We start from the raw sequence: 17,924 nt of genomic DNA, 5'->3' as shown, positions 1-17,924 counted from the left end.
AGAGGGTCAGAACGACTGAACCCAGCCGGCCAGAACGACGGCCAGTAGAATCGCAAAGACCGAAAGGAAGCGGTCGATGTTCAGGCCCATGAAGATGGAAAGCCCGCGATATCCGTTTCTTACCTGATGCATGGAAACTCCCCTGGAAGCTGGTCCTCCTTAACTGCCGTCGGTTTGCGGCAGGAATGGGGCAGCTCTGGGGCGATTCCGGACCCATTCGCCGGGTACGGGTCAGGGGCAAAAAATATCGTTGAACAAAGCGAACATCATCAGCGCGCCCATCAAAGCCACCCCCACCGACATCAGAACCCGCACCGCGCGATCGGACGGCGGCGTGCCGGAAACGGCCTCGTAGGCGAAAAACACAAGGTGCCCGCCATCCAGGACCGGGATCGGGAACAGGTTCAACAGGCCCACGGCGGTTGACAGGACGGCAATGAACCAGATGAACTGATCGAAACCCTGGCTTGCGGCGGCACCCGAAACTTCGGCAATGCCGATGGGACCAGACAAATTACAGGTGCTGATCTGACCGGTGACGATGTGTGACAGGGCCGACAATGACTGCCGGACGATATAGATCGTCTGATCGACACCATAGGACAGCGCATTGATCGGCCCCGCGCGCTCGGTCATGGGATCGAACATCAACCCGCCGGTAATGCCGATCAGCCAGCGCTGCTCGAAGCCGCCTTCGGGCGTCGGCAAATCCATGCTGCGGGGAACCAGGGTGAATTCCAGCATCTCGCCAGCGCGCCAGACATCCAGGGTCAAAGGCGTGCCTTGGGTTTCGGCCACAATTGCCTGAAGCGCCCCGAAGGAATGGATCGGCGTGCCATCGACCCGGCGGATGACGTCGCCCGCCTCCAGCCCGATATCCCACGCGGCGGACCGGGGCTGCACGACCTCGATGCGCGCAGGCATGGGCAGTGCGGCCTCAATCGTGGTGCGAACGCCGTCCCGCTCCACCTCATAGGTGGCTGTTTCCGCCTCGGTCAGGGCTCGGCCCGCGCTGGTCAGATCCGGCAGGGTCGCAACGGCGGTGCCGTTGATCGACAGGATCCTGTCACCCTCGTCCAAGGTCTGAACCTCGGCAGGCAGTTCCTTGATCTTGCCTACAATCGGATCTTCGACAGCCTGCCCTGCGATGCCGACGAAGGCGGCAAAAACGAGGATCGACAGGATGAAGTTGAACACCGGCCCTGCCGCCACGGTTGCCGCGCGCCGCCAAAGCGATGCCCCCGTCATGGTCTGGGCCCGTTCCTCGTCGGTCATCTCTGACAAGGTGCCGTCATCACCGACCGAGGCGGCATTGGCGTCGCCCCGGAACTTCACGTAGCCGCCCAGCGGCAGCGCCGCCAACTGCCAGCGTGTGCCATGTTTATCCACGCGGCTCGCCAAAATCGGGCCGAAGCCAATGGAAAAGACATCCGCCTTGATGCCGCACCAGCGTCCGACGATGTAATGCCCGTATTCGTGGATCGCGACGATCACCGACAGCGCGACGACAAAGGCCAACAGCGTCCAGATCAGTCCACCGAATTGCGGGATGAGGCTTGCGTCCATGGGGTCGAGGGCTCCTGCTCAGGCGGAGGCAGCGGCGCGCGTAAGCGCCCGCGCCTCTCGGTCGGTGTCCAACACCATATCGAGGGTCAAGGCGGCAGCATCAAGGCATCCGCGCGCTTCCATTGTTTCCAGCGTCTCGGCAACGTGGATCGCCATGTCGGTGAACCGGATCTCGCGCGCGATGAAAAGGTCGAGCGCGTATTCCTTGGCCGCGTTGAACGCAGCCCCCCGCAATCCGCCCCCCGCCATGACAGCCCGCGCGAGCGCGAGCGCCGGATAGCGCGCCGGATCGGGTGCGTGGAAATCGAGCTGCCCGATCGTCGTCAGGTCCAGCCGGTCCACCGGCAGGTCCCGCCGGTCGGGCCAGTGTAGCGCGTAGCCGATCGCATGGCGCATATCGGGCGCGCCCAGATGCGCCATCAGCGCGCCGTCGCGGAACTGCACCAGCGCATGCATCAGGCTTTGGGGATGAATCACGGTGTCGATGCCGCCCGGAGGGGTGCCAAAGAACTCTTTGGTTTCAATCAGCTCCATCGCCTTGTTGAACATCGACGCGCTGTCGATGGTGATCCGCTGGCCCATATCCCAATTGGGGTGGCTGCCCGCATCTTCGGGTGTGGCTTGCGTCAACCGGTCCAATGGCCAGTCGCGCAGTCCTCCGCCCGATCCGGTAATGATGATCTTTTCGACCGCAGCAGGGTCTTCGCCGACCAGCGCCTGAAAGACGGCCGAATGTTCGCTGTCCACCGGCAGGATGGTGGCCCCGTACCGGCGTGCCTCCGACAGCAGCAACGGGCCCGCGCAGACCAGCGATTCCTTGTTGGCCAGGGCCAGCGTGCCACCGTGGCGCAGGGCCCGCAAACCGGGTTTCAACCCGGCGGCGCCGACGATGGCGGACATCACCCAGTCGGTCGGTCGGTCCGCCGCCTCCAACAAGGCCGCATCGCCGGCCGCGGCCTCGATCCCGGAGCCTGCCAGCGCGGCCTTCAGATCATCCAGCAGATCGACGCGCGCCGTTACCGCAACGTCAGCGTGCAACCGTTTGGCATCCCTCGCCAATCGGGAAACGTTCCCCGCCCCCGTCAGCGCAACCACGTCATAGTCATCGGGGGCCCGCGCAATCAAATCGAGCGTATTCTGACCGATGGACCCGGTCGCGCCGAAAACGGAAACACGTCTCATCCGATGCCCGGAACCGGCGGGAATTCCGACAGCGACTCGATCACCAACAGCATCAGCGCAGCGCCCAGCATCGCGTCGAACCGGTCGAACAGGCCGCCATGGCCCGGCAACAGGTTGGAGCTGTCCTTGACGCCCATCTTCCGCTTGACCGCGGATTCCGCGATGTCGCCCATCTGCGCCATCATCGCCAGCGCGACGGAAATGCCGACGGTTTCCCATCCGGCATCTTGCCAGATCACCCAGATCCAGCCGATCAGACCGGCCCCGACCCAACCCGCGATGGTGCCGGACCAGGTCTTTTTGGGACTGACGCGGGGCCAGAATTTCGGCCCGCCCAGAATGCGCCCGGCGAAATAGCCCATCACGTCAGAGGCGACCACAACCAGGATAAGCCAGATCATCCAGACGAAACCGAACTGCGTCAGGTGTTCGGTCAGCGACAACCCTGCAAGAACAATCGCCGCGGAAAAACCGACCATCAGGCGGCGGTGATGCCGAATGAAGGCGATCGCCGTCATCGGCACAAGCATCAGAAGCGGCAGGGCAAAACCGACCGGCAGGAACTGCGTCAGGAACAGCGCACCGCCGCCCACGCAGGCCATCAGCCGCGCGCGCTTTGGTCCCGTGCGCACCATCGTAGACAGTTCCCACAACATGACACCCACGCAAAGCGAGATCAGCGCCGTGAACCAGATGCCGCCCAACCAGATTGCCACGCCCCCGACCAGCAGCAGCAAGACGGCGGTGATCAGGCGCGGGGCCAGATCCTGAAACCGGCTGTCCGTCACCGGCTCGCTTGGCGGATCCATGTCGAAATCGAATAGCGGCGGTTCCTCCTCCGGTAGAAGGGGCGTCGCGTTCTGCTCTTCTTCGGGGTGGTTCATGGTTTTACCCCGCCGAACCGACGGTCGCGCCCGCCATACCGGCTCAGCACTTCTTCGAATTTGGCGCGGGTGAAATCGGGCCAGAGCGTATCGACGAATTCATATTCCGCATAGGCCGATTGCCACAGGAGGAAGTTCGAGATCCGCGCTTCGCCCGAGGTGCGGATGACGAGATCCGGATCGGGCAGGACATGGGTGTCCAGATAGCGCGGCAGCGTCTCGTCGGTAATGTCATCGGGGTCGAGCCGACCATCGGCCACATCCCGCGCCAACCGTTTCGTCGCCCGCGCCACCTCGTCCCGGCCCCCGTAGTTCAGCGCGATTGTCAGGTTGCAGCGGGTGTTGTGCGCCGTCAGCGCCTCGATCCAGTTCATCAGCTTCTGCAACTTGGCATCCAGCCGCAGCCGGTCCCCGATGAACCGCACGCGCGTCCCCTGTTTCAACAGGGTCTGCGCCTCGCTTTCGATATAACGTCGAAACAAGGACATCAGGCCCGCAACTTCGGTCTGGGTCCGTTTCCAGTTCTCTGTCGAAAAGGCGAATACGGTGACGTATTCAACATTGTTGTCGGGGCAGGCTTCGATGACTTCGCGGACGCGGCGGGCCCCGGCACGGTGCCCGAGCAGGCGGGGGCGGCCGCGTTGCTGCGCCCAACGGCCGTTGCCGTCCATGATGATCGCGACATGGCGCGGGCCGGTCTCTGGGCTGCGGCTGCTCATCTCTCGATCCTCTTGGTCATCAGCGGGGTCATGGCGTGCGCGGGCCCCTTGCAAGGCCCGCAAAGGCGCTCAGACCTGCATGATTTCTTCTTGCTTGGCCTCCAGCGCGGCATCGACTTTTTTGATGTAGCGGTCGGTCATCTCCTGGACCTCCTGCTCCCACATCTTGCGCTCGTCCTCGGGCGGGTCGCCCTTCTTGATCTGGTCCATGCCATCGCGGCGGATGTTGCGGACCGCAACGCGGGCGCCTTCGGCGTAGTGGCCGGCGACCTTGCCCAGTTCGCGGCGACGTTCCTCGTTCAGCTCGGGGATGGGCAACATGATGATCGTGCCGTTGAGCTGCGGGTTGATGCCCAGGCCCGATTCCCGGATGGCCTTTTCGACCTTGCCGACCAGACCCTTGTCCCAGACATTGACCGTGACCATCCGCGGCTCTGGGACGTTGACGGTCCCGACCTGGTTGATCGGAGTGGGCGACCCATAGGCGTCCACCATCACCGGCTCCAGCATGGAGGCAGAGGCACGGCCGGTACGCAGCGATCCGAATTCGGTCCGCAGGTTTGCCATGGTGCCATCCATGCGGCGTTCCATGTCGTCGGTATCAAGCTCGAAGTCGTCGGCCATCTTGTCTCTCCCGGTGGGCTTTGCGGTGCTATAGCCCCTTGGGTGCGGCGGGGAAAGTCTCTGCGGTGTGCAACCCGGGGGCTACAACCGGCCGGATCAAAGATAGGACAGCAGAAGGTTGGCCGAGGTCGACAGCAAAAGGATGACGGCGCATCCAAGGCCGATCAGGGCCAGCGGGTCGCTTTCTTCGTTGGGCACGGCAGACACCTCACGCGTTAAAGACCCCCTATCGGGCCACGACGACGTGTCCCCAAAGTGGCGCATTAACGTTAAGAAAGTGTCAAATCCGCTCAGCCTTCGACGCGGGTCGACGTCCCCTCGCCCGCAAGAATCGATCGGAACCCGCCCGGCGCATCCAGCGAGAACACGATGATCGGCAGCCGGTTTTCCCGCGCCAGCGCGATGGCCGAGGCGTCCATAACGCCCAGATGCTTCGATAGAACCTCGTCGTAGGTCACCGTCTCATAGCGTTTCGCGTCCGGGTACTTGATCGGGTCCTTGTCGTAGACGCCATCAACCTTGGTCCCCTTGAAGATGGCCTGACACGACATTTCGGATGCACGCAGCGTCGCGGCGGTGTCGGTCGTGAAATACGGGTTCCCGGTCCCGGCGGCAAAAATCACGATCCGCTTCTTTTCGAGGTGACGCACGGCGCGGCGGCGGATGTAGGGCTCGCAGACCTGGTCCATCGGAATGGCCGAGATGACGCGGGTATGCAGGCCCAGGCTTTCCAGCGCGCCCTGCATGCCCAGCGCGTTCATCACCGTGGCCAGCATGCCCATGTAGTCAGCCGTCGTCCGCTCCATCCCCTGCGCGGATCCTTGCAGCCCGCGAAAGATGTTGCCGCCCCCGATCACCATGCAGACCTCGACCCCCATGGAATGCACGGACTGCACCTCACGGGCGATGCGTTCGACGGTCGGGGGATGCAGGCCAAAGCCTTGCGGCCCCATCAGCGCCTCGCCGCTGATTTTCAGCATGACGCGCTTCAATACGGGGGCGTGCTCCTTTGCCGGTTGATCCTGCATGGTGTGCCCTCTCGCTGTTGCCGAGGCGTGTGTCGCAGATTAGGCGGGGGCAGGCAACCGGGGCGTGATGGCCTTTTTGCAGGTCTAGGATGGGACCCTAAGATGTTGGAAACGATAGACGGTTTGGCCTCTGATCGCCCGGTTTTGATTGCCGGACCAACGGCCAGCGGCAAATCGGCGCTGGCTTTGGAAATCGCCCGTCGCCATGGCGGGCGGATCGTGAACGCGGACGCGCTTCAGGTGTTCGCGGATTGGTCCCTTCTGACCGCCCGCCCCCCGCAGGCGGATCTGGACCAGGCACCCCATGTACTCTATGGCCATGTCCCGTTCGAAGCGGCCTATTCCGTGGGCGACTGGCTGCGCGACGTGGCCGCCTTGCCTGCGGGGCCCCGTCCCATCGTCGTGGGGGGCACCGGCCTCTACTTCCGCGCGCTGACCGAAGGGTTGGCGGACATCCCCGCCACACCACCCGAAATCCGGGCCGAGGCCACGGCGCGGCTGCAGGCGGACGGTCTGCCTGCGCTGGTGGCCGAACTGGACCCGGACGTGCGCGACGACATCGACACCGCGAACCCCATGCGTGTCATGCGCGCCTGGGAAGTGGCCCGCGCGACGGGCCGGTCGATCCGCGCCTGGCAGGCGGACACGCCGCCGCCATTGGTGCCGCTGGACCAGGCCATTCCGCTGGTGATCGACGCCCCGAAAGACTGGCTTGATCCACGGATCGAACGCCGGTTCGACATGATGCTGGACGCCGGTGCGCTGGATGAGGCGCGCGCCGTCCTGCCGCGTTGGGACGCGCGCCTGAATGCGGCACAGGCCATAGGCGCGCCGGAATTGATCGCCCACCTGAAGTCGGAGATCACCCTGCCCGAGGCCCGGGCCCGCGCCATCCTTGCCAGCCGCCAATATGCCAAACGTCAACGCACTTGGTTCCGCAACCGCATGAAAACCTGGCACCGCTTGGCTGCAACGCGCCTCTGACGGTCAGGTTTTGACATGGCGGCGGCCTTCGCCAATGGTGTGGCCATGTCGCGAATCCGACTATTCGAAGCGCGCACCCTGACCGAGGCCGAGCGTCTGCGCGGCATGCGGCAGGAGATGGTGACTCCGCTGGCCCGGTCCGGTCGGTGGCGCCGCGAAGAACCCCATGCCGACACATTGCCCGTCCTGATCTGGATCGCGCGCGGCCAGGGACGTGTGACGATCAACGCCCGCACCCGCGGCTTTGGTCCCGCGACCTGTATCGTGCTGCCACCCGGCACGCCTTTTGCGCTGGAACCTGGCGCGATGACCGAAGGCACCCTGGCCCGCCTGCCCGAACTGTTCGAAGCGCCCCTGCCCGACCGTCCCCGACGCCTGCGCCTGTCCGAGGTCGCAAAGCAGGGCGAGATCGCGGGCCTTCTGGATCGGCTGGCCCAGGCGGGCGACCTGACGGATCCGCCGTCCGGGCGGGCCGCCCTGGCCCGTGTCATCCTGTTGTCGGCCCTGATCGAGCGGGAAGGCAGGGCAACCCCCGACACACCCCTGCCCGCGCCCGCCCGCCTGGCCGAACGATTTGCCAAAGAGGTGGAGCGGCAATTGGGCACCGGAGCCAACCTCGAAACCATCGGAGAGGCGCTGGACGTCACGCCGACACATCTGACACGGACCCTGCGCGACAGCTGCGGCATGACCGCCTCGCGCTATCTGACGGCGCGGCTGATGCATGAGGCGCGCCGCCGCTTGGCGGACACCCATGACAGCGCGGCCAGCATATCGGCGGGACTCGGGTTTTCCTCGCCCGCGTACTTCACGCGCGCCTTTGGCAATGCCACCGGTCTGACCCCGTCGGAGTTCCGCCGCCGCGAAGGCCGCGCCGCCGCCTCCTGACGGCACCACGCCCCGGCGCGGAACCCGCGCCCCCCCTTTGCGCGTTCCCCCTTCACCCATCCCGAAGGAGCGCTTCCCAATGTCTGACTATTCCTGGTCCATCCCCGTCATGCGTGCCGGATATGCAGGGCGCGGTGTGACCTATCTGGCGGTTGCGGGCCTGTCTCTCTGGGCGATCTGGCGCGGTCGCGAGGCGGAGGGCACGTCTTCGACGATGGAGACCTTGTCTCAAAGCACCTGGGGTGTCGTCATTCTGTGGCTGATCGGTCTTGGCCTGCTGGCCTATGCCCTGTGGCGGGTCATCGACGCGGTCAAGGATCTGGAGGATTACGGCACCGAGGCAAAGGGCGTCGTGTCCAGACTGGGGATGCTGGTGACCGGAACCCTGCACGGTGCTTTGGGGGTCTTGGCCATGATCATCGCGCTGGGCCGCAACAGCGGCGGCGGCGGCATCCCCGAGATGATCGGCGCGGTTCTGTCCTGGCCCGGCGGGCCCCTGATGGTCGGTTTCGCTGCGCTGTGCACTTTGGGGGCGGGGGTCTATTATGGGATCAAGGCGTGGAAACGGTCCTATCGCGACACGCTGATGGGCAACCCGTTCACGCGCAAATGGGACTGGGCGCTGCGGGCCGGGGTTCTGGCACAGGCGGTGATGATCCTGGTGATCGGCGGGCTGCTGCTGGCCGCGGCATTCAGCGGCAACAGTCAGGAAGCCGGGGGACTGGATTCGGTGTTTGACTGGCTCAAGTCGCAGCCATTCGGCAATTTCCTGGTGATCCTGCTCTGCCTGGGGCTGCTGGGCTTCGCGTTCTTTTGCTTTGTGAACGCCGCCTATCGGATCATTCCAAAGGTCGCGCACGGCGCGCTAAAGCCGCTTTCGGCCCTGATCGACGCCGCCAGCTGACCCGTTAACCTTAATTTAAACGTTTTCGGGCAAAACTCCTCGCTGTCCGGCATGTGCGGTCGGGCAGGATGTTCCGGCCTGATCCGGGACGCGTTCTTGTGGATTGCCGGGCCTCCCACCCGCGATCTGCGGTTTCCCCCGGGGCCGCGCCTGGCGTGGCCCCTCCCCCTCCGCTAGTTCTGCGGACGGGTTTCGGCCATTGGCCCTGCGCGATGGCCCGGCTATGCAGCACCCCATGCGTCAAACACCCGCCATTCTGATCCTCGCCGCCGGAGCGTCCAGCCGTATGGCCGGGCGCGACAAGCTTTTGGAGGAAATCGACGGCACCCCCCTGATCCTGCGCGCGACCCGCGCCGCCTGCGCCGTCAGTGACGAGGTGCTGGTGGCCCTGCCCGCCGCCGACCGGTCCCGCCGTGCCTGGTTGGGGGATACGCCCGCGCGGCTGCTCGACGTGCAGGATCTGGCGCTGTCTGCGTCGATCCGTGCGGGGGCGGCGGCCTGCCGATCCGATGCGTTGATGATCCAACTGGCCGATCTGCCCGGCATCGGCGCAGAGGAACTTGACGCCGTCGCCCAGGCCTGGCGCACCAGTACCGCGCCCGCTCTGCGCGCAACCGCGCAGGACGGCACGCCCGGCCACCCGATCGTCCTGCATCGCGAGCTGTTTCCCGAACTGCAGGCCCTGACAGGCGACACCGGGGCGCGGGACATACTGGCAAGGCACAAGGCCGAGTTGGTGGCCCTGCCCGGTGACCGAGCGGTTCGCGATCTGGATACGCCAGCCGATTGGGCAAAATGGCACGCCGACCGCAGAACGTGATTTGACCCAGGGCACCCGACGCCGCACCATCAGGCGACCCTCGCTGCAAAGTCGGAGCCTGACATGCAAACCAAGACCACCGCCCTCCTCGCCGCCACGATCCTGTCCATCGGTGCTGCCGGATACGCCGCAGGCCATGCCAAACTGCCGCCGGAAATCGCCGCGCGCCACGGGATGATGAACCTCTATTCCCTGAACATGGGTGTTGTCGGTGGCATGGCGCGCGGCAACGTCGATTATGACGCCGATGCCGCGCAGACGGCGGCAGACAACCTTGCCGCATTGGGCATGATCGACCACGAAACGATGTGGCCAGCAGGCACATCCACCGATGACGTAGAGGGCACCCGCGCCCTGCCGGCAATCTGGACAGACCGCGCGGGTTTCCAGGCGGAAATCGATGGATTCGCCGAGGCGACCCAACAGCTGCAGGCCGTGGCCGGTGACGGGCTGGACGCCCTGCGCGGTGGGGTTGGTGCCGTGGGCCGGACATGCGGGTCGTGCCACGACGACTATCGCGCCAGCGCGAACTGAGCCAGCCGGTGTTGCGCGCGGGTCTGATCGTCATCAGCCTGATCGCCGTGCTCGTCACGGTGGCCGGCCTTTGGCTGACCCGCGCCATCCCCCTGCCCCCTGAGGCGACCGCCGGTCTGACCGGTGACGCCGCGCGGGGGGAACCTGTGTTCTGGGCGGCTGGCTGTGCGTCATGCCACGTGGCCCCGGACGCGGAGGACGCGCTGCTTCTGTCCGGCGGTCAGAGCTTTGCCTCGCCCTTCGGGACATTCCGCGCGCCGAATGTCTCGCCCGATCCGGACCACGGTATCGGCGACTGGACCCTGGCGCAGTTCGCCAGCGCCGTGCAGCGCGGCGTTTCACCTGACGGCAGCCATTATTTCCCTGCCTTCCCCTATGCCGCCTACACCTTGGCGGATCCGCAGGACATCGCCGACCTCTGGGCCTTTTGGGCGACCCTGCCGCCATCTGGGGCCGAAAGCCTGCCGCATGACCTGGCTTTTCCGTTCAACCTCCGGCGGGGTGTGGGCGTCTGGAAACGGCTCTATGTTCCGGACGATTTCACCCGCGCGGAAACCGGGCCTCAGGTGGCGCGGGGTCGCTACCTGGTCGAAGCCCTGGCCCATTGTGCAGAATGCCACACGCCGCGGGACGCGCTGGGCGGGTTGGACCGTGACCGCTGGATGGCCGGGGCACCGGATCCGTCGGGCCGGGGCCGTGTACCGGGGCTGACGCCCGCAACGCTCGACTGGTCCGAGGCGGATATCGCGGCCTATCTCCGCGACGGGTTCACCCCTGATTTCGACAGCGTCGGGGGACACATGACGGCGGTGGTCGCCAACATGGCGCGCCTGACCGACGCCGACCGGGCCGCAATTGCCGCCTATCTCAAGGCCTTGCCGCCGCGCCCATAGTTCGCCTGTGTCGCGTATTTGAGGGAATATCTTGGCGGATCATTAGCGTTTCACCGCTAACCCCGAGGCACGGACCTTTTGGAGGCGGCGATGCTTCAGGAAAAGATTACAATGCTCGACGCGGACCCCACCGGTCGATCCGATGACGACATAATTATCGACCGCGCCCTGGACGCTGTGCGCGAACATCTTGGCATGCCGATTGCCTATCTGTCGGAATTTGTGGGCGAAAGAACCGTTTTTCGCAACGTCAGCGCCCCGGGGTTGGAGGATCTGCTCAAGCCAGGCGACGCCCGCACCCTGGATGAGGTATATTGCCGTCACGTGTTGTCAGGCGAATTGCCGAACCTGATTCCGGACACGCGGCAGCTCCCTCTGGCCCGTGACATGCCGATCACGACAGAGGTGCCCATCGGCAGCCACGCCAGCCTGCCGATCTACCGACCGGACGGCAGTGTTTATGGCATGTTCTGCACGCTGTCACCGGTGCCCAATCCAGGCCTCAACGACCGCGACCTGAAAGTGATGGAGATGTTCGCCGACATTGCGCGACAACAGATCCATTTGAAACTGGCCCGTGAATCCGACGTCGACCTCGCACGGAAACGCACGCAGGAAATGCTGCGCAGCAAGGCGTTTGAGGTGGTCTATCAGCCGATCTACCGCGTGTCTGACGGCGGACTTTCGGGGTTCGAAGCTCTCTGCCGGTTCCGCACCGATCCCTATCGCACGCCCGATGTCTGGTTCGAGGATGCGCGGATCGCGGGGTTGCAGATCGAATTGGAACTGGCCGTGACCAAGGTGGCTCTGAAGGGTCTGACCGATCTGCCGCGGGGAACCCGCCTGGCGATCAACGCGGCCCCGGATACGGTGGCCAGCGGTGCGCTTTTGCCGTTGTTGCGCGCCAATGAACCTGACCGGCTGACCCTGGAAATCACCGAACACCAGACCGCAACAGATGTCGCGCAGTTACGTCGCGCAGTCGGTGCCATCGTCGCCTGTGGCACCTGGGTGGCGATTGACGACGTCGGCTCGGGCTATTCGGGGTTGCAACAGATCCTGCGCCTGCGCCCGGACGTCTTGAAACTCGACATGGCGCTTGTGCGCGACATCGACACCGACCCGGCCCGCCGCGCGCTGGCCTCTGCCTTGGTTCGTTTCGGCAAAGAAACCGGGGCCAAGGTCGTCGCAGAGGGGGTGGAACGTGCCGGTGAATGGCACGCCCTTGAAAAACTGGGGGTGTCCTATGCGCAAGGCTGGCTTTTGGCCCGGCCCGGTCCCATCAAAAAGGCCGCGCCCTGGGTCAAGATCCCCTAGCCGGAACGGGTAATCGCGGGCCACGAATGGCCCGCGCACAGGGTCTCGGCGGGGTCAGCCATACCACCGCAACCGGGCGCTAGATCCCGCCCAGCTTTTTCAGACGGGCCGCGCGCAACCGTGCGAAATCATCGCCCGCGTGATAGCTTGACCGGGTCAGAGGAGACGCGGACACCATCAGGAAGCCTTTGCCGAACGCCGCCTTCTCATAGCTCGCGAATTCTTCGGGGGTCACGAACCGGTCGACCGCGTGATGCTTGGGCGTTGGCTGCAGGTATTGACCGATGGTCAGGAAATCGATGTCGGCGGCGCGCATGTCTTCCATGACCTGAATAACGGCCTGCCGGTCCTCGCCCAGACCGACCATGATGCCGGACTTCGTGAACATCGCGGGGTCCAGTTCCTTCACACGCTGCAACAGCCGCAGCGAATGAAAATATCGCGCACCGGGCCGCACCTCTGGGTAGAGGCCGGGGACGGTTTCCAGGTTGTGGTTGAACACATCGGGCTTGGCCGCGACCACGACTTCCAACGCTTCGGGGGCGCAGCGGATGAAATCGGGCGTCAGGATTTCGATCGTGGTTTCGGGCGACCGTTTGCGAATGGCGCGAATGGTCTGGGCAAAATGCTCGGCCCCGCCGTCTTCTACATCGTCGCGGTCGACCGAGGTGATGACCACGTGCTTCAGCCCCAGCTTTTGCACCGCATCCGCCACACGACCAGGCTCGAACACATCCAGGGCTTCGGGCGGCTTGCCGGTCGCGATGTTGCAGAAGGTGCAGGCGCGGGTGCAGACCTCGCCCATGATCATCATCGTGGCATGACCCTGGGACCAGCATTCGCCGACGTTAGGGCATCCCGCCTCTTCGCAGACGGTGGTCAGCTTGTGCTCGCGCATGATGTTGCGCGTATCGGTATAGCCCTTGCCGACCGGTGCCTTGACCCGGATCCAGCTTGGTTTTTTCGGTTGGGGATTGTCCGGGCGACGGGCCTTTTCGGGGTGGCGTTGCTCTGGAATCTTCAGGTCGCGCATGGGCTTCCTCCGCTCGTCAGTCGCCTTGATGTAGGGCATTCCCCGCCGCCGCGCCAGTGGCCCAGGGTCGCAACCCCGCCATGCATTGCACGGGATTGGCCCGATCCCGCCCGCGCGCTACCTCAGGGGCATGCTTCGATATCTGATCTTTCTGCTGCTGCCTGCCCAAGCCTTCGCCTGGACGTTCACTGCGACGCCGATCTGCACCCTGCAACACGACGACAAGGGGATTGTCACGACCGTGACCTTCGAACCGGCCAGCGGGGTCTACGCGCTACACCTGGACCGCGCCGAGGGATGGCCGCCCGCGCCTTTTCTGGCGATCCGCTTTGACGGCGTGGACCTCACGATTTCCACCACGCGGCACCGGATCACCGGGCCGCGTCTGACCGTTACGGACCGAGGCTTCGGGAATGTTCTGTCCGGCATCGAAGGTGGCGGGCGCGCGCTGGTGGCCTTGGGCGATCTGGTGGTGCCAATCGACCTGACCGACGCAGCGCCCGAAGTCGCGCTTTTCCGCGCCTGCCCGCAGGCAGGACTGGTCTGATCGCCCCGTGAATGGGTGTCACGCCTTGCGGCGCGTCCACCCCCAAAGGCACATCAACTCCATCAGGACATGAGCGCCCGCAATTGCCGTCGCCCCAGTGGTGTCATAGGGCGGCGAAACTTCGACCACGTCGCCGCCAACCATGTTGATCCCCGCCAGATCCCGCAGAATCGCCGCCGCCTGCCCAGACGACAGACCACCCCAGACCGGTGTGCCGGTCCCAGGCGCAAAGGCCGGGTCCAGACAGTCGATGTCGAAGGTGACATAGCATTTGCGGTCGCCCACAACCTCCTTGATGCGGCGCGCCACGGCCCCCGGCGCGGCCTCGTGCACGGCGCGGGCGTCGATCGTGGTCACGCCCAGCGTATCCGGGTTCACCGTGCGGATGCCGATCTGAACCGAAGTTTCGGGATCCACGATCCCGGTTTTCACGGCCTTGTAGAACATGGTGCCGTGATCGATTCGGCTCATGTCGTCGTCAGGCCAGGTATCGGAATGGGCGTCGAACTGGATCAGGCTGAGCGGTCCATGCTTGTCTGCGTGGGCCTGCAGGATCGGAAAGCTGACGTAGTGATCGCCGCCCATGGCCAGACACCCCACGCCCTGGTCCAGGATCCCCGCGACGTGGTTTTTCAACGTGGCCGGGAATTCCGCCACCTTGGCATAGTCGAACCCGCAATCGCCGTAGTCTGCCACCGCAAATTCATCCAGCGGCGAATAGTCCCAGTAATACGGCGGATCGAAAGGTTGCAGCGTGCTGGCCTCGCGGATGGCGCGGGGGCCGAACCGGGTGCCCGGTCGGTGGGTCACCGCCTGGTCAAAGGGCACGCCGGTGATTGCCAGGTCAAATCCCGTCAGATCCTTGGTGTAGCGCCGCCGAAACGCCGAGGTCGCGCCACCGAACGCGTTCTCGAACGCCAGGCCGCGGGAATCTGTCCGCGTGAAACCCATGTCCACCTGATTGCGCGCGTCCTGCAGGGCCATTGCCGCCTCCGATCTGGAAAAGTCCCGCGCAGGTAGCCACGCGGTGTGGACAAGGGAAAGCCCCCTTGTCTCTCGACACTGCCTCCGGTTCGGCTATGTCCCGGGACATGGAAAACCTCCGCCAAGATTTCATCCAGGCCATGAGCCGCGCCGCCGCGACCGTCAGCGTGGTCACGACCGATGGGCCGGGTGGCCGCGCGGGCGTCACCGTCTCGGCCATGACAAGCGTCAGCGCGGACGGCGACGCACCGACCTTGGTGGTCTGCGTCAACCGATCCGCTTCGGCGGCCAAGCCGATTCTGACCAACGGCTGTTTTGCGACCAATGTGTTGGAAGCCGGGCAGCAGTCGCTCGCCGACCGTTTCGCAGGCCGCACAGGCGTGGATGGGGCCGAGCGGTTCGAAGGCGTGGATTTCGACACCCTCGTCACGGGCGCGCCGCTGCTGCGGGGGTTGGCGGGCTTCGATTGCGAGGTGCAGGCGGTCGATCTGATCGGCACGCACCACGTCATCATCGGGGCCGTGCGCGCCGTGCGCGTGGCCGAGGACGGCACGCCCCTGATCTATGGAATGCGCAGCTATCTGCGCGCGGCGCCGGCCTGAACCTCAGATCCGCCCAAACGTGACAATCGCGGCCCGGCGTGCCGCCACGCGGAACGGTGCGGGATCGACTGGTTGATCCAAGGCCGCCTCGGGCGCGCGCGCCACGCGCGCCAGCACGTTTGACGCCCCCGCCAAAACCGCCAGCACAGGTCGCGCGGCCCGATCAAATCCTGAGGCGCGGGCCTGCCGCAATGCCTGTTGTCCTGTTTCGGCCAGGACCCGAATCTCCTCGACCGGGTCCCCATGCGGCAGGGCGTGATGCCCTTTTGCCAGCAGGTCCGGCACCGCCCGCAGGAACCCGACGACGCCCTGAGCCCGGCCCGCCGCGCGCACCGCATCCTCGGTCTGGCTACCCGCCAGGCGGGCCGCAGTCCAAAGCAGCGTGCCAGCCGTCTCGTCCAGGTATTGCACCAATGCGTCCCGTCCCTCGGGCGCACCCTTGTCGATGTCGGCCCGGCGCGCCTCGATCAGACCATCCAGCGCGTGAACCGCCTCTGCGTCCAGAATGTCGGCCAGCGGGGTCACCACCTCGTGCCGCCGGACGGGGCCGCCCGTGCCGATCTGCTCCAGCGCGTCGCGCCACCATTGCAGCCGCATCTCTGCGATCAACGGCTCTTGCGTGACCCAGGGCGCGCGCGCCACCTCGACGTTGAACGCATAAAGCGGCAGCAGCATCCGGCGCAGGTCCACGGGCGCCGCCATCACAGCGGCAAATCGGTCAGGGTCGCCCCGCTGCACGATGCCGGCGCAGGCGGTCAGATCATCGCTCATGACGTCACAGATCCTGGCACAGTTTCCAGCGCACCGCGTCCAGCAGCGCCTCGAAACTGGCGTCGACGATGTTGGGCGAGACGCCGACGGTGGACCAGCGACGCCCGGTCCCGTCTTCATGGTCGATGATGACGCGGGTGACCGCTTCGGTCCCGCCCTGCATGATGCGCACGCGGTAATCGGTTAGGCGGATGTCGTCGATCTTGTCCTGATAGCTGCCCAGGTCCTTGAACAGGGCCTTGGACAGGGCGTTGACGGGACCACGGTCTGATCCCGTCTGATCCAGCGATTCCGACACGGAAAGTTTCTTTTCTCCGTCGACCTTTAGCACTACGACCGCCTCGGACAGGGAAACCATCTTGTCGTATTTGTTCTTCCGCCGCTCGACCGTGACCCGGTAGCGTTTGACCTCGAAGAAGTTGGGCAGCAGGCCCAGCTCTTCGCGCGCGATCAACTCGAAACTGGCCTGGGCACCGTCATAGGCATACCCCTCGTCCTCGCGCAGCTTGACGCGTTCCAGGATGCGGCGCAGGGCGGCGGTGTCGTCGCCAGGCAGGCCTGCTTCGGCAAGGCGGCGGCGCAGGTTCGACAGGCCAGCCTGATTGGACATCGGCACGATGCGGGCGTTGCCGACCGAGGCGGGCGGCACGTGTTCATAGGTGGTCGGATCCTTCAGGATCGCGCTGGCGTGCAGGCCCGCCTTGTGGGCAAAGGCCGAGGCCCCGACATAGGCCGCCTCGCGCCGGGGGACGCGGTTCAGGATGTCGTCCAGGCGGCGGGATACCTTGAGCAGGCCGGGCAGTTTGTCCCTGGAAACACCGGTCTCGAACCGGGTTGCGTAGGGGTCTTTCAACAGCAACGTAGGGATCAGGGACGTCAGGTTCGCATTGCCGCAGCGTTCGCCTAACCCATTGAGCGTGCCTTGAATTTGGCGCACGCCCGCGTCGACCGCGGCCAGGGATCCGGCGACCGCCTGTTCGGTGTCGTTGTGGGTGTGGATGCCCAGTTTTTCGCCCGGCAGGTCGAGGCCCGCGATGACCTCGGCGATCTGGCCTGGCATTGTGCCGCCGTTGGTGTCGCACAAGACGACCCAGCGCGCCCCCGCCTCCAGGGCGGTCTGGCAACAAGCGCGGGCATAGGCCGGGTCGGAGGCGTGGCCGTCGAAGAAATGCTCTGCGTCGAACAAGGCCTCTCGGCCCATTGAAACCAGATGCGCGATCGAGGCGCGGATGTTTTCAAGGTTCTCGTCCAGGGTGATGCCCAGCGCGGTATCCACATGAAACGGATGGGTTTTTCCGACCAGACAGACGGCGGGCGTGCCCGCGTTGGCGACGGCGGCCAGCACGTCGTCGTTTTCCGCCGAACGACCCGCGCGCTTGGTCATGCCAAAGGCGGTGAGGGTCGCGCGGGTCTTGGGGGCGGCGTCGAAGAACTCGCTGTCGGTGGGGTTCGCGCCGGGCCAGCCGCCCTCGATATAGTCGAGGCCGAGGCCATCGAGCAGGGTCGCGATCTCGACCTTTTCGGAGGCCGAGAATTGCACGCCCTGGGTCTGTTGCCCGTCGCGCAGGGTGGTGTCGTAGAGGTACAGCCGTTCGGTCATGAGGGGTGGACCCCTTGGTATTCCGAGCGGGTGACCCAGGGGTG

At 65.3% G+C, this 17,924-nt stretch carries 20 protein-coding genes; 9 read left to right on the top strand and 11 right to left on the bottom strand.

Going from position 1 to position 17,924, the window contains the following annotated elements; all coding sequences use genetic code 11:
• Window positions 1-6 precede the first annotated feature (6 nt).
• From K3551_RS12160 to pyrH, 7 genes are all read right to left on the bottom strand, one after another.
• Complete coding sequence (locus K3551_RS12160) at window positions 7-132, bottom strand: hypothetical protein (protein ID WP_259913491.1); 126 nt, start codon at window positions 130-132, stop codon at window positions 7-9.
• A gap of 99 nt (window positions 133-231) precedes the next feature.
• Complete coding sequence (gene rseP / locus K3551_RS12155) at window positions 232-1,566, bottom strand: RIP metalloprotease RseP (protein ID WP_259913490.1); 1,335 nt, start codon at window positions 1,564-1,566, stop codon at window positions 232-234.
• A gap of 18 nt (window positions 1,567-1,584) precedes the next feature.
• Window positions 1,585-2,748: a 1-deoxy-D-xylulose-5-phosphate reductoisomerase gene (dxr, locus tag K3551_RS12150; RefSeq protein WP_259913489.1), complete on the bottom strand. Its 1,164-nt coding sequence runs from the start codon at window positions 2,746-2,748 to the stop codon at window positions 1,585-1,587.
• A complete protein-coding gene (locus K3551_RS12145; protein WP_259913488.1) occupies window positions 2,745-3,632 on the bottom strand; it encodes a phosphatidate cytidylyltransferase in 888 nt (295 codons plus the stop codon). Before K3551_RS12145 ends, dxr begins: the two co-directional genes overlap by 4 nt.
• On the bottom strand, window positions 3,629-4,351 hold the full coding sequence (uppS, locus tag K3551_RS12140) for a polyprenyl diphosphate synthase (RefSeq protein ID WP_259913487.1): 723 nt from the start codon (window positions 4,349-4,351) through the stop codon (window positions 3,629-3,631). The genes K3551_RS12145 and uppS overlap by 4 nt, the downstream gene beginning before the upstream one ends.
• A 69-nt stretch (window positions 4,352-4,420) precedes the next feature.
• Complete coding sequence (gene frr, locus K3551_RS12135) at window positions 4,421-4,975, bottom strand: ribosome recycling factor (RefSeq protein ID WP_259913486.1); 555 nt, start codon at window positions 4,973-4,975, stop codon at window positions 4,421-4,423.
• Window positions 4,976-5,265: 290 nt separating this feature from the next.
• Window positions 5,266-6,003, bottom strand: coding sequence for a UMP kinase (gene pyrH / locus K3551_RS12130; protein ID WP_259913485.1), 738 nt, complete (start codon window positions 6,001-6,003; stop codon window positions 5,266-5,268).
• Between the two features lie 102 nt (window positions 6,004-6,105).
• Between pyrH and miaA the strand changes: the two genes are divergently transcribed.
• The 7 genes from miaA to K3551_RS12095 all read left to right on the top strand — a co-directional run bounded on the left by miaA (window position 6,106) and on the right by K3551_RS12095 (window position 12,343).
• Window positions 6,106-6,987 carry a tRNA (adenosine(37)-N6)-dimethylallyltransferase MiaA gene (gene miaA, locus K3551_RS12125; protein WP_259913483.1) on the top strand — a complete coding sequence of 294 codons (882 nt, stop codon included), beginning with the start codon at window positions 6,106-6,108 and terminating at the stop codon, window positions 6,985-6,987.
• A 15-nt stretch (window positions 6,988-7,002) separates the two neighbouring features.
• Window positions 7,003-7,875, top strand: coding sequence for an AraC family transcriptional regulator (locus tag K3551_RS12120; protein ID WP_259913482.1), 873 nt, complete (start codon window positions 7,003-7,005; stop codon window positions 7,873-7,875).
• Between the two features lie 79 nt (window positions 7,876-7,954).
• Complete coding sequence (locus tag K3551_RS12115; RefSeq protein ID WP_259913481.1) at window positions 7,955-8,779, top strand: DUF1206 domain-containing protein; 825 nt, start codon at window positions 7,955-7,957, stop codon at window positions 8,777-8,779.
• A 235-nt stretch (window positions 8,780-9,014) separates the two neighbouring features.
• Window positions 9,015-9,599: an NTP transferase domain-containing protein gene (locus tag K3551_RS12110; RefSeq protein WP_259913480.1), complete on the top strand. Its 585-nt coding sequence runs from the start codon at window positions 9,015-9,017 to the stop codon at window positions 9,597-9,599.
• 63 nt (window positions 9,600-9,662) lie between these two features.
• Window positions 9,663-10,133 carry a cytochrome c gene (locus K3551_RS12105; RefSeq protein ID WP_259913479.1) on the top strand — a complete coding sequence of 157 codons (471 nt, stop codon included), beginning with the start codon at window positions 9,663-9,665 and terminating at the stop codon, window positions 10,131-10,133.
• An 11-nt stretch (window positions 10,134-10,144) separates the two neighbouring features.
• The gene (locus tag K3551_RS12100) at window positions 10,145-11,026 is read left to right on the top strand and encodes a c-type cytochrome (protein ID WP_409197429.1); all 882 of its coding nucleotides are present in this window, start codon (window positions 10,145-10,147) and stop codon (window positions 11,024-11,026) included.
• Window positions 11,027-11,137: 111 nt separating this feature from the next.
• Window positions 11,138-12,343 carry an EAL domain-containing protein gene (locus K3551_RS12095; RefSeq protein WP_259913478.1) on the top strand — a complete coding sequence of 402 codons (1,206 nt, stop codon included), beginning with the start codon at window positions 11,138-11,140 and terminating at the stop codon, window positions 12,341-12,343.
• Between the two features lie 79 nt (window positions 12,344-12,422).
• Here the strand turns inward: K3551_RS12095 and lipA are convergent, their stop codons facing one another.
• A complete protein-coding gene (gene lipA, locus K3551_RS12090; RefSeq protein WP_259913477.1) occupies window positions 12,423-13,376 on the bottom strand; it encodes a lipoyl synthase in 954 nt (317 codons plus the stop codon).
• 130 nt (window positions 13,377-13,506) lie between these two features.
• On the opposite strand from lipA, the gene K3551_RS12085 reads away from it, so the two are divergent.
• Window positions 13,507-13,923, top strand: coding sequence for an excinuclease ABC subunit B (locus tag K3551_RS12085; protein WP_259913476.1), 417 nt, complete (start codon window positions 13,507-13,509; stop codon window positions 13,921-13,923).
• Between the two features lie 18 nt (window positions 13,924-13,941).
• Here the strand turns inward: K3551_RS12085 and speB are convergent, their stop codons facing one another.
• Window positions 13,942-14,907 (bottom strand): agmatinase, encoded by a 966-nt coding sequence (gene speB / locus K3551_RS12080; RefSeq protein ID WP_259913475.1) that lies wholly within the window; start codon window positions 14,905-14,907, stop codon window positions 13,942-13,944.
• Window positions 14,908-15,014: 107 nt separating this feature from the next.
• On the opposite strand from speB, the gene K3551_RS12075 reads away from it, so the two are divergent.
• Entirely contained in the window at window positions 15,015-15,509 is a 495-nt protein-coding gene (locus tag K3551_RS12075; protein ID WP_259913474.1) for a flavin reductase family protein, read from the top strand.
• Between the two features lie 3 nt (window positions 15,510-15,512).
• Here the strand turns inward: K3551_RS12075 and K3551_RS12070 are convergent, their stop codons facing one another.
• Both K3551_RS12070 and cimA read right to left on the bottom strand, forming a co-directional pair.
• Window positions 15,513-16,280: a squalene/phytoene synthase family protein gene (locus K3551_RS12070; RefSeq protein WP_259913473.1), complete on the bottom strand. Its 768-nt coding sequence runs from the start codon at window positions 16,278-16,280 to the stop codon at window positions 15,513-15,515.
• Window positions 16,281-16,284: 4 nt separating this feature from the next.
• Window positions 16,285-17,880 carry a citramalate synthase gene (cimA, locus tag K3551_RS12065; protein ID WP_259913471.1) on the bottom strand — a complete coding sequence of 532 codons (1,596 nt, stop codon included), beginning with the start codon at window positions 17,878-17,880 and terminating at the stop codon, window positions 16,285-16,287.
• Between the last annotated feature and the right edge of the window lie 44 nt (window positions 17,881-17,924).

The organism is Jannaschia sp. M317, assembly GCF_025141175.1.
Lineage (GTDB): Bacteria > Pseudomonadota > Alphaproteobacteria > Rhodobacterales > Rhodobacteraceae > Jannaschia.
This window is presented reverse-complemented; position numbering and strand designations above follow the sequence as displayed.

Excerpts from the sequence above, each read along its gene's own strand:
- K3551_RS12075 (WP_259913474.1), top strand. The coding sequence starts at position 15,015 with ATGGAAAACCTCCGCCAAGATTTCATCCAGGCCATGAGCCGCGCCGCC.
- frr (WP_259913486.1), bottom strand. The coding sequence starts at position 4,975 with ATGGCCGACGACTTCGAGCTTGATACCGACGACATGGAACGCCGCATG.
- pyrH (WP_259913485.1), bottom strand. The coding sequence starts at position 6,003 with ATGCAGGATCAACCGGCAAAGGAGCACGCCCCCGTATTGAAGCGCGTC.
- K3551_RS12120 (WP_259913482.1), top strand. The coding sequence starts at position 7,003 with ATGGCGGCGGCCTTCGCCAATGGTGTGGCCATGTCGCGAATCCGACTA.
- K3551_RS12160 (WP_259913491.1), bottom strand. The coding sequence starts at position 132 with ATGCATCAGGTAAGAAACGGATATCGCGGGCTTTCCATCTTCATGGGC.
- K3551_RS12085 (WP_259913476.1), top strand. The coding sequence starts at position 13,507 with ATGCTTCGATATCTGATCTTTCTGCTGCTGCCTGCCCAAGCCTTCGCC.
- dxr (WP_259913489.1), bottom strand. The coding sequence starts at position 2,748 with ATGAGACGTGTTTCCGTTTTCGGCGCGACCGGGTCCATCGGTCAGAAT.
- K3551_RS12110 (WP_259913480.1), top strand. The coding sequence starts at position 9,015 with ATGCGTCAAACACCCGCCATTCTGATCCTCGCCGCCGGAGCGTCCAGC.
- speB (WP_259913475.1), bottom strand. The coding sequence starts at position 14,907 with ATGGCCCTGCAGGACGCGCGCAATCAGGTGGACATGGGTTTCACGCGG.
- K3551_RS12070 (WP_259913473.1), bottom strand. The coding sequence starts at position 16,280 with ATGAGCGATGATCTGACCGCCTGCGCCGGCATCGTGCAGCGGGGCGAC.
- miaA (WP_259913483.1), top strand. The coding sequence starts at position 6,106 with ATGTTGGAAACGATAGACGGTTTGGCCTCTGATCGCCCGGTTTTGATT.
- K3551_RS12105 (WP_259913479.1), top strand. The coding sequence starts at position 9,663 with ATGCAAACCAAGACCACCGCCCTCCTCGCCGCCACGATCCTGTCCATC.
- K3551_RS12145 (WP_259913488.1), bottom strand. The coding sequence starts at position 3,632 with ATGAACCACCCCGAAGAAGAGCAGAACGCGACGCCCCTTCTACCGGAG.
- K3551_RS12095 (WP_259913478.1), top strand. The coding sequence starts at position 11,138 with ATGCTCGACGCGGACCCCACCGGTCGATCCGATGACGACATAATTATC.
- lipA (WP_259913477.1), bottom strand. The coding sequence starts at position 13,376 with ATGCGCGACCTGAAGATTCCAGAGCAACGCCACCCCGAAAAGGCCCGT.
- uppS (WP_259913487.1), bottom strand. The coding sequence starts at position 4,351 with ATGAGCAGCCGCAGCCCAGAGACCGGCCCGCGCCATGTCGCGATCATC.
- cimA (WP_259913471.1), bottom strand. The coding sequence starts at position 17,880 with ATGACCGAACGGCTGTACCTCTACGACACCACCCTGCGCGACGGGCAA.
- K3551_RS12115 (WP_259913481.1), top strand. The coding sequence starts at position 7,955 with ATGTCTGACTATTCCTGGTCCATCCCCGTCATGCGTGCCGGATATGCA.
- rseP (WP_259913490.1), bottom strand. The coding sequence starts at position 1,566 with ATGGACGCAAGCCTCATCCCGCAATTCGGTGGACTGATCTGGACGCTG.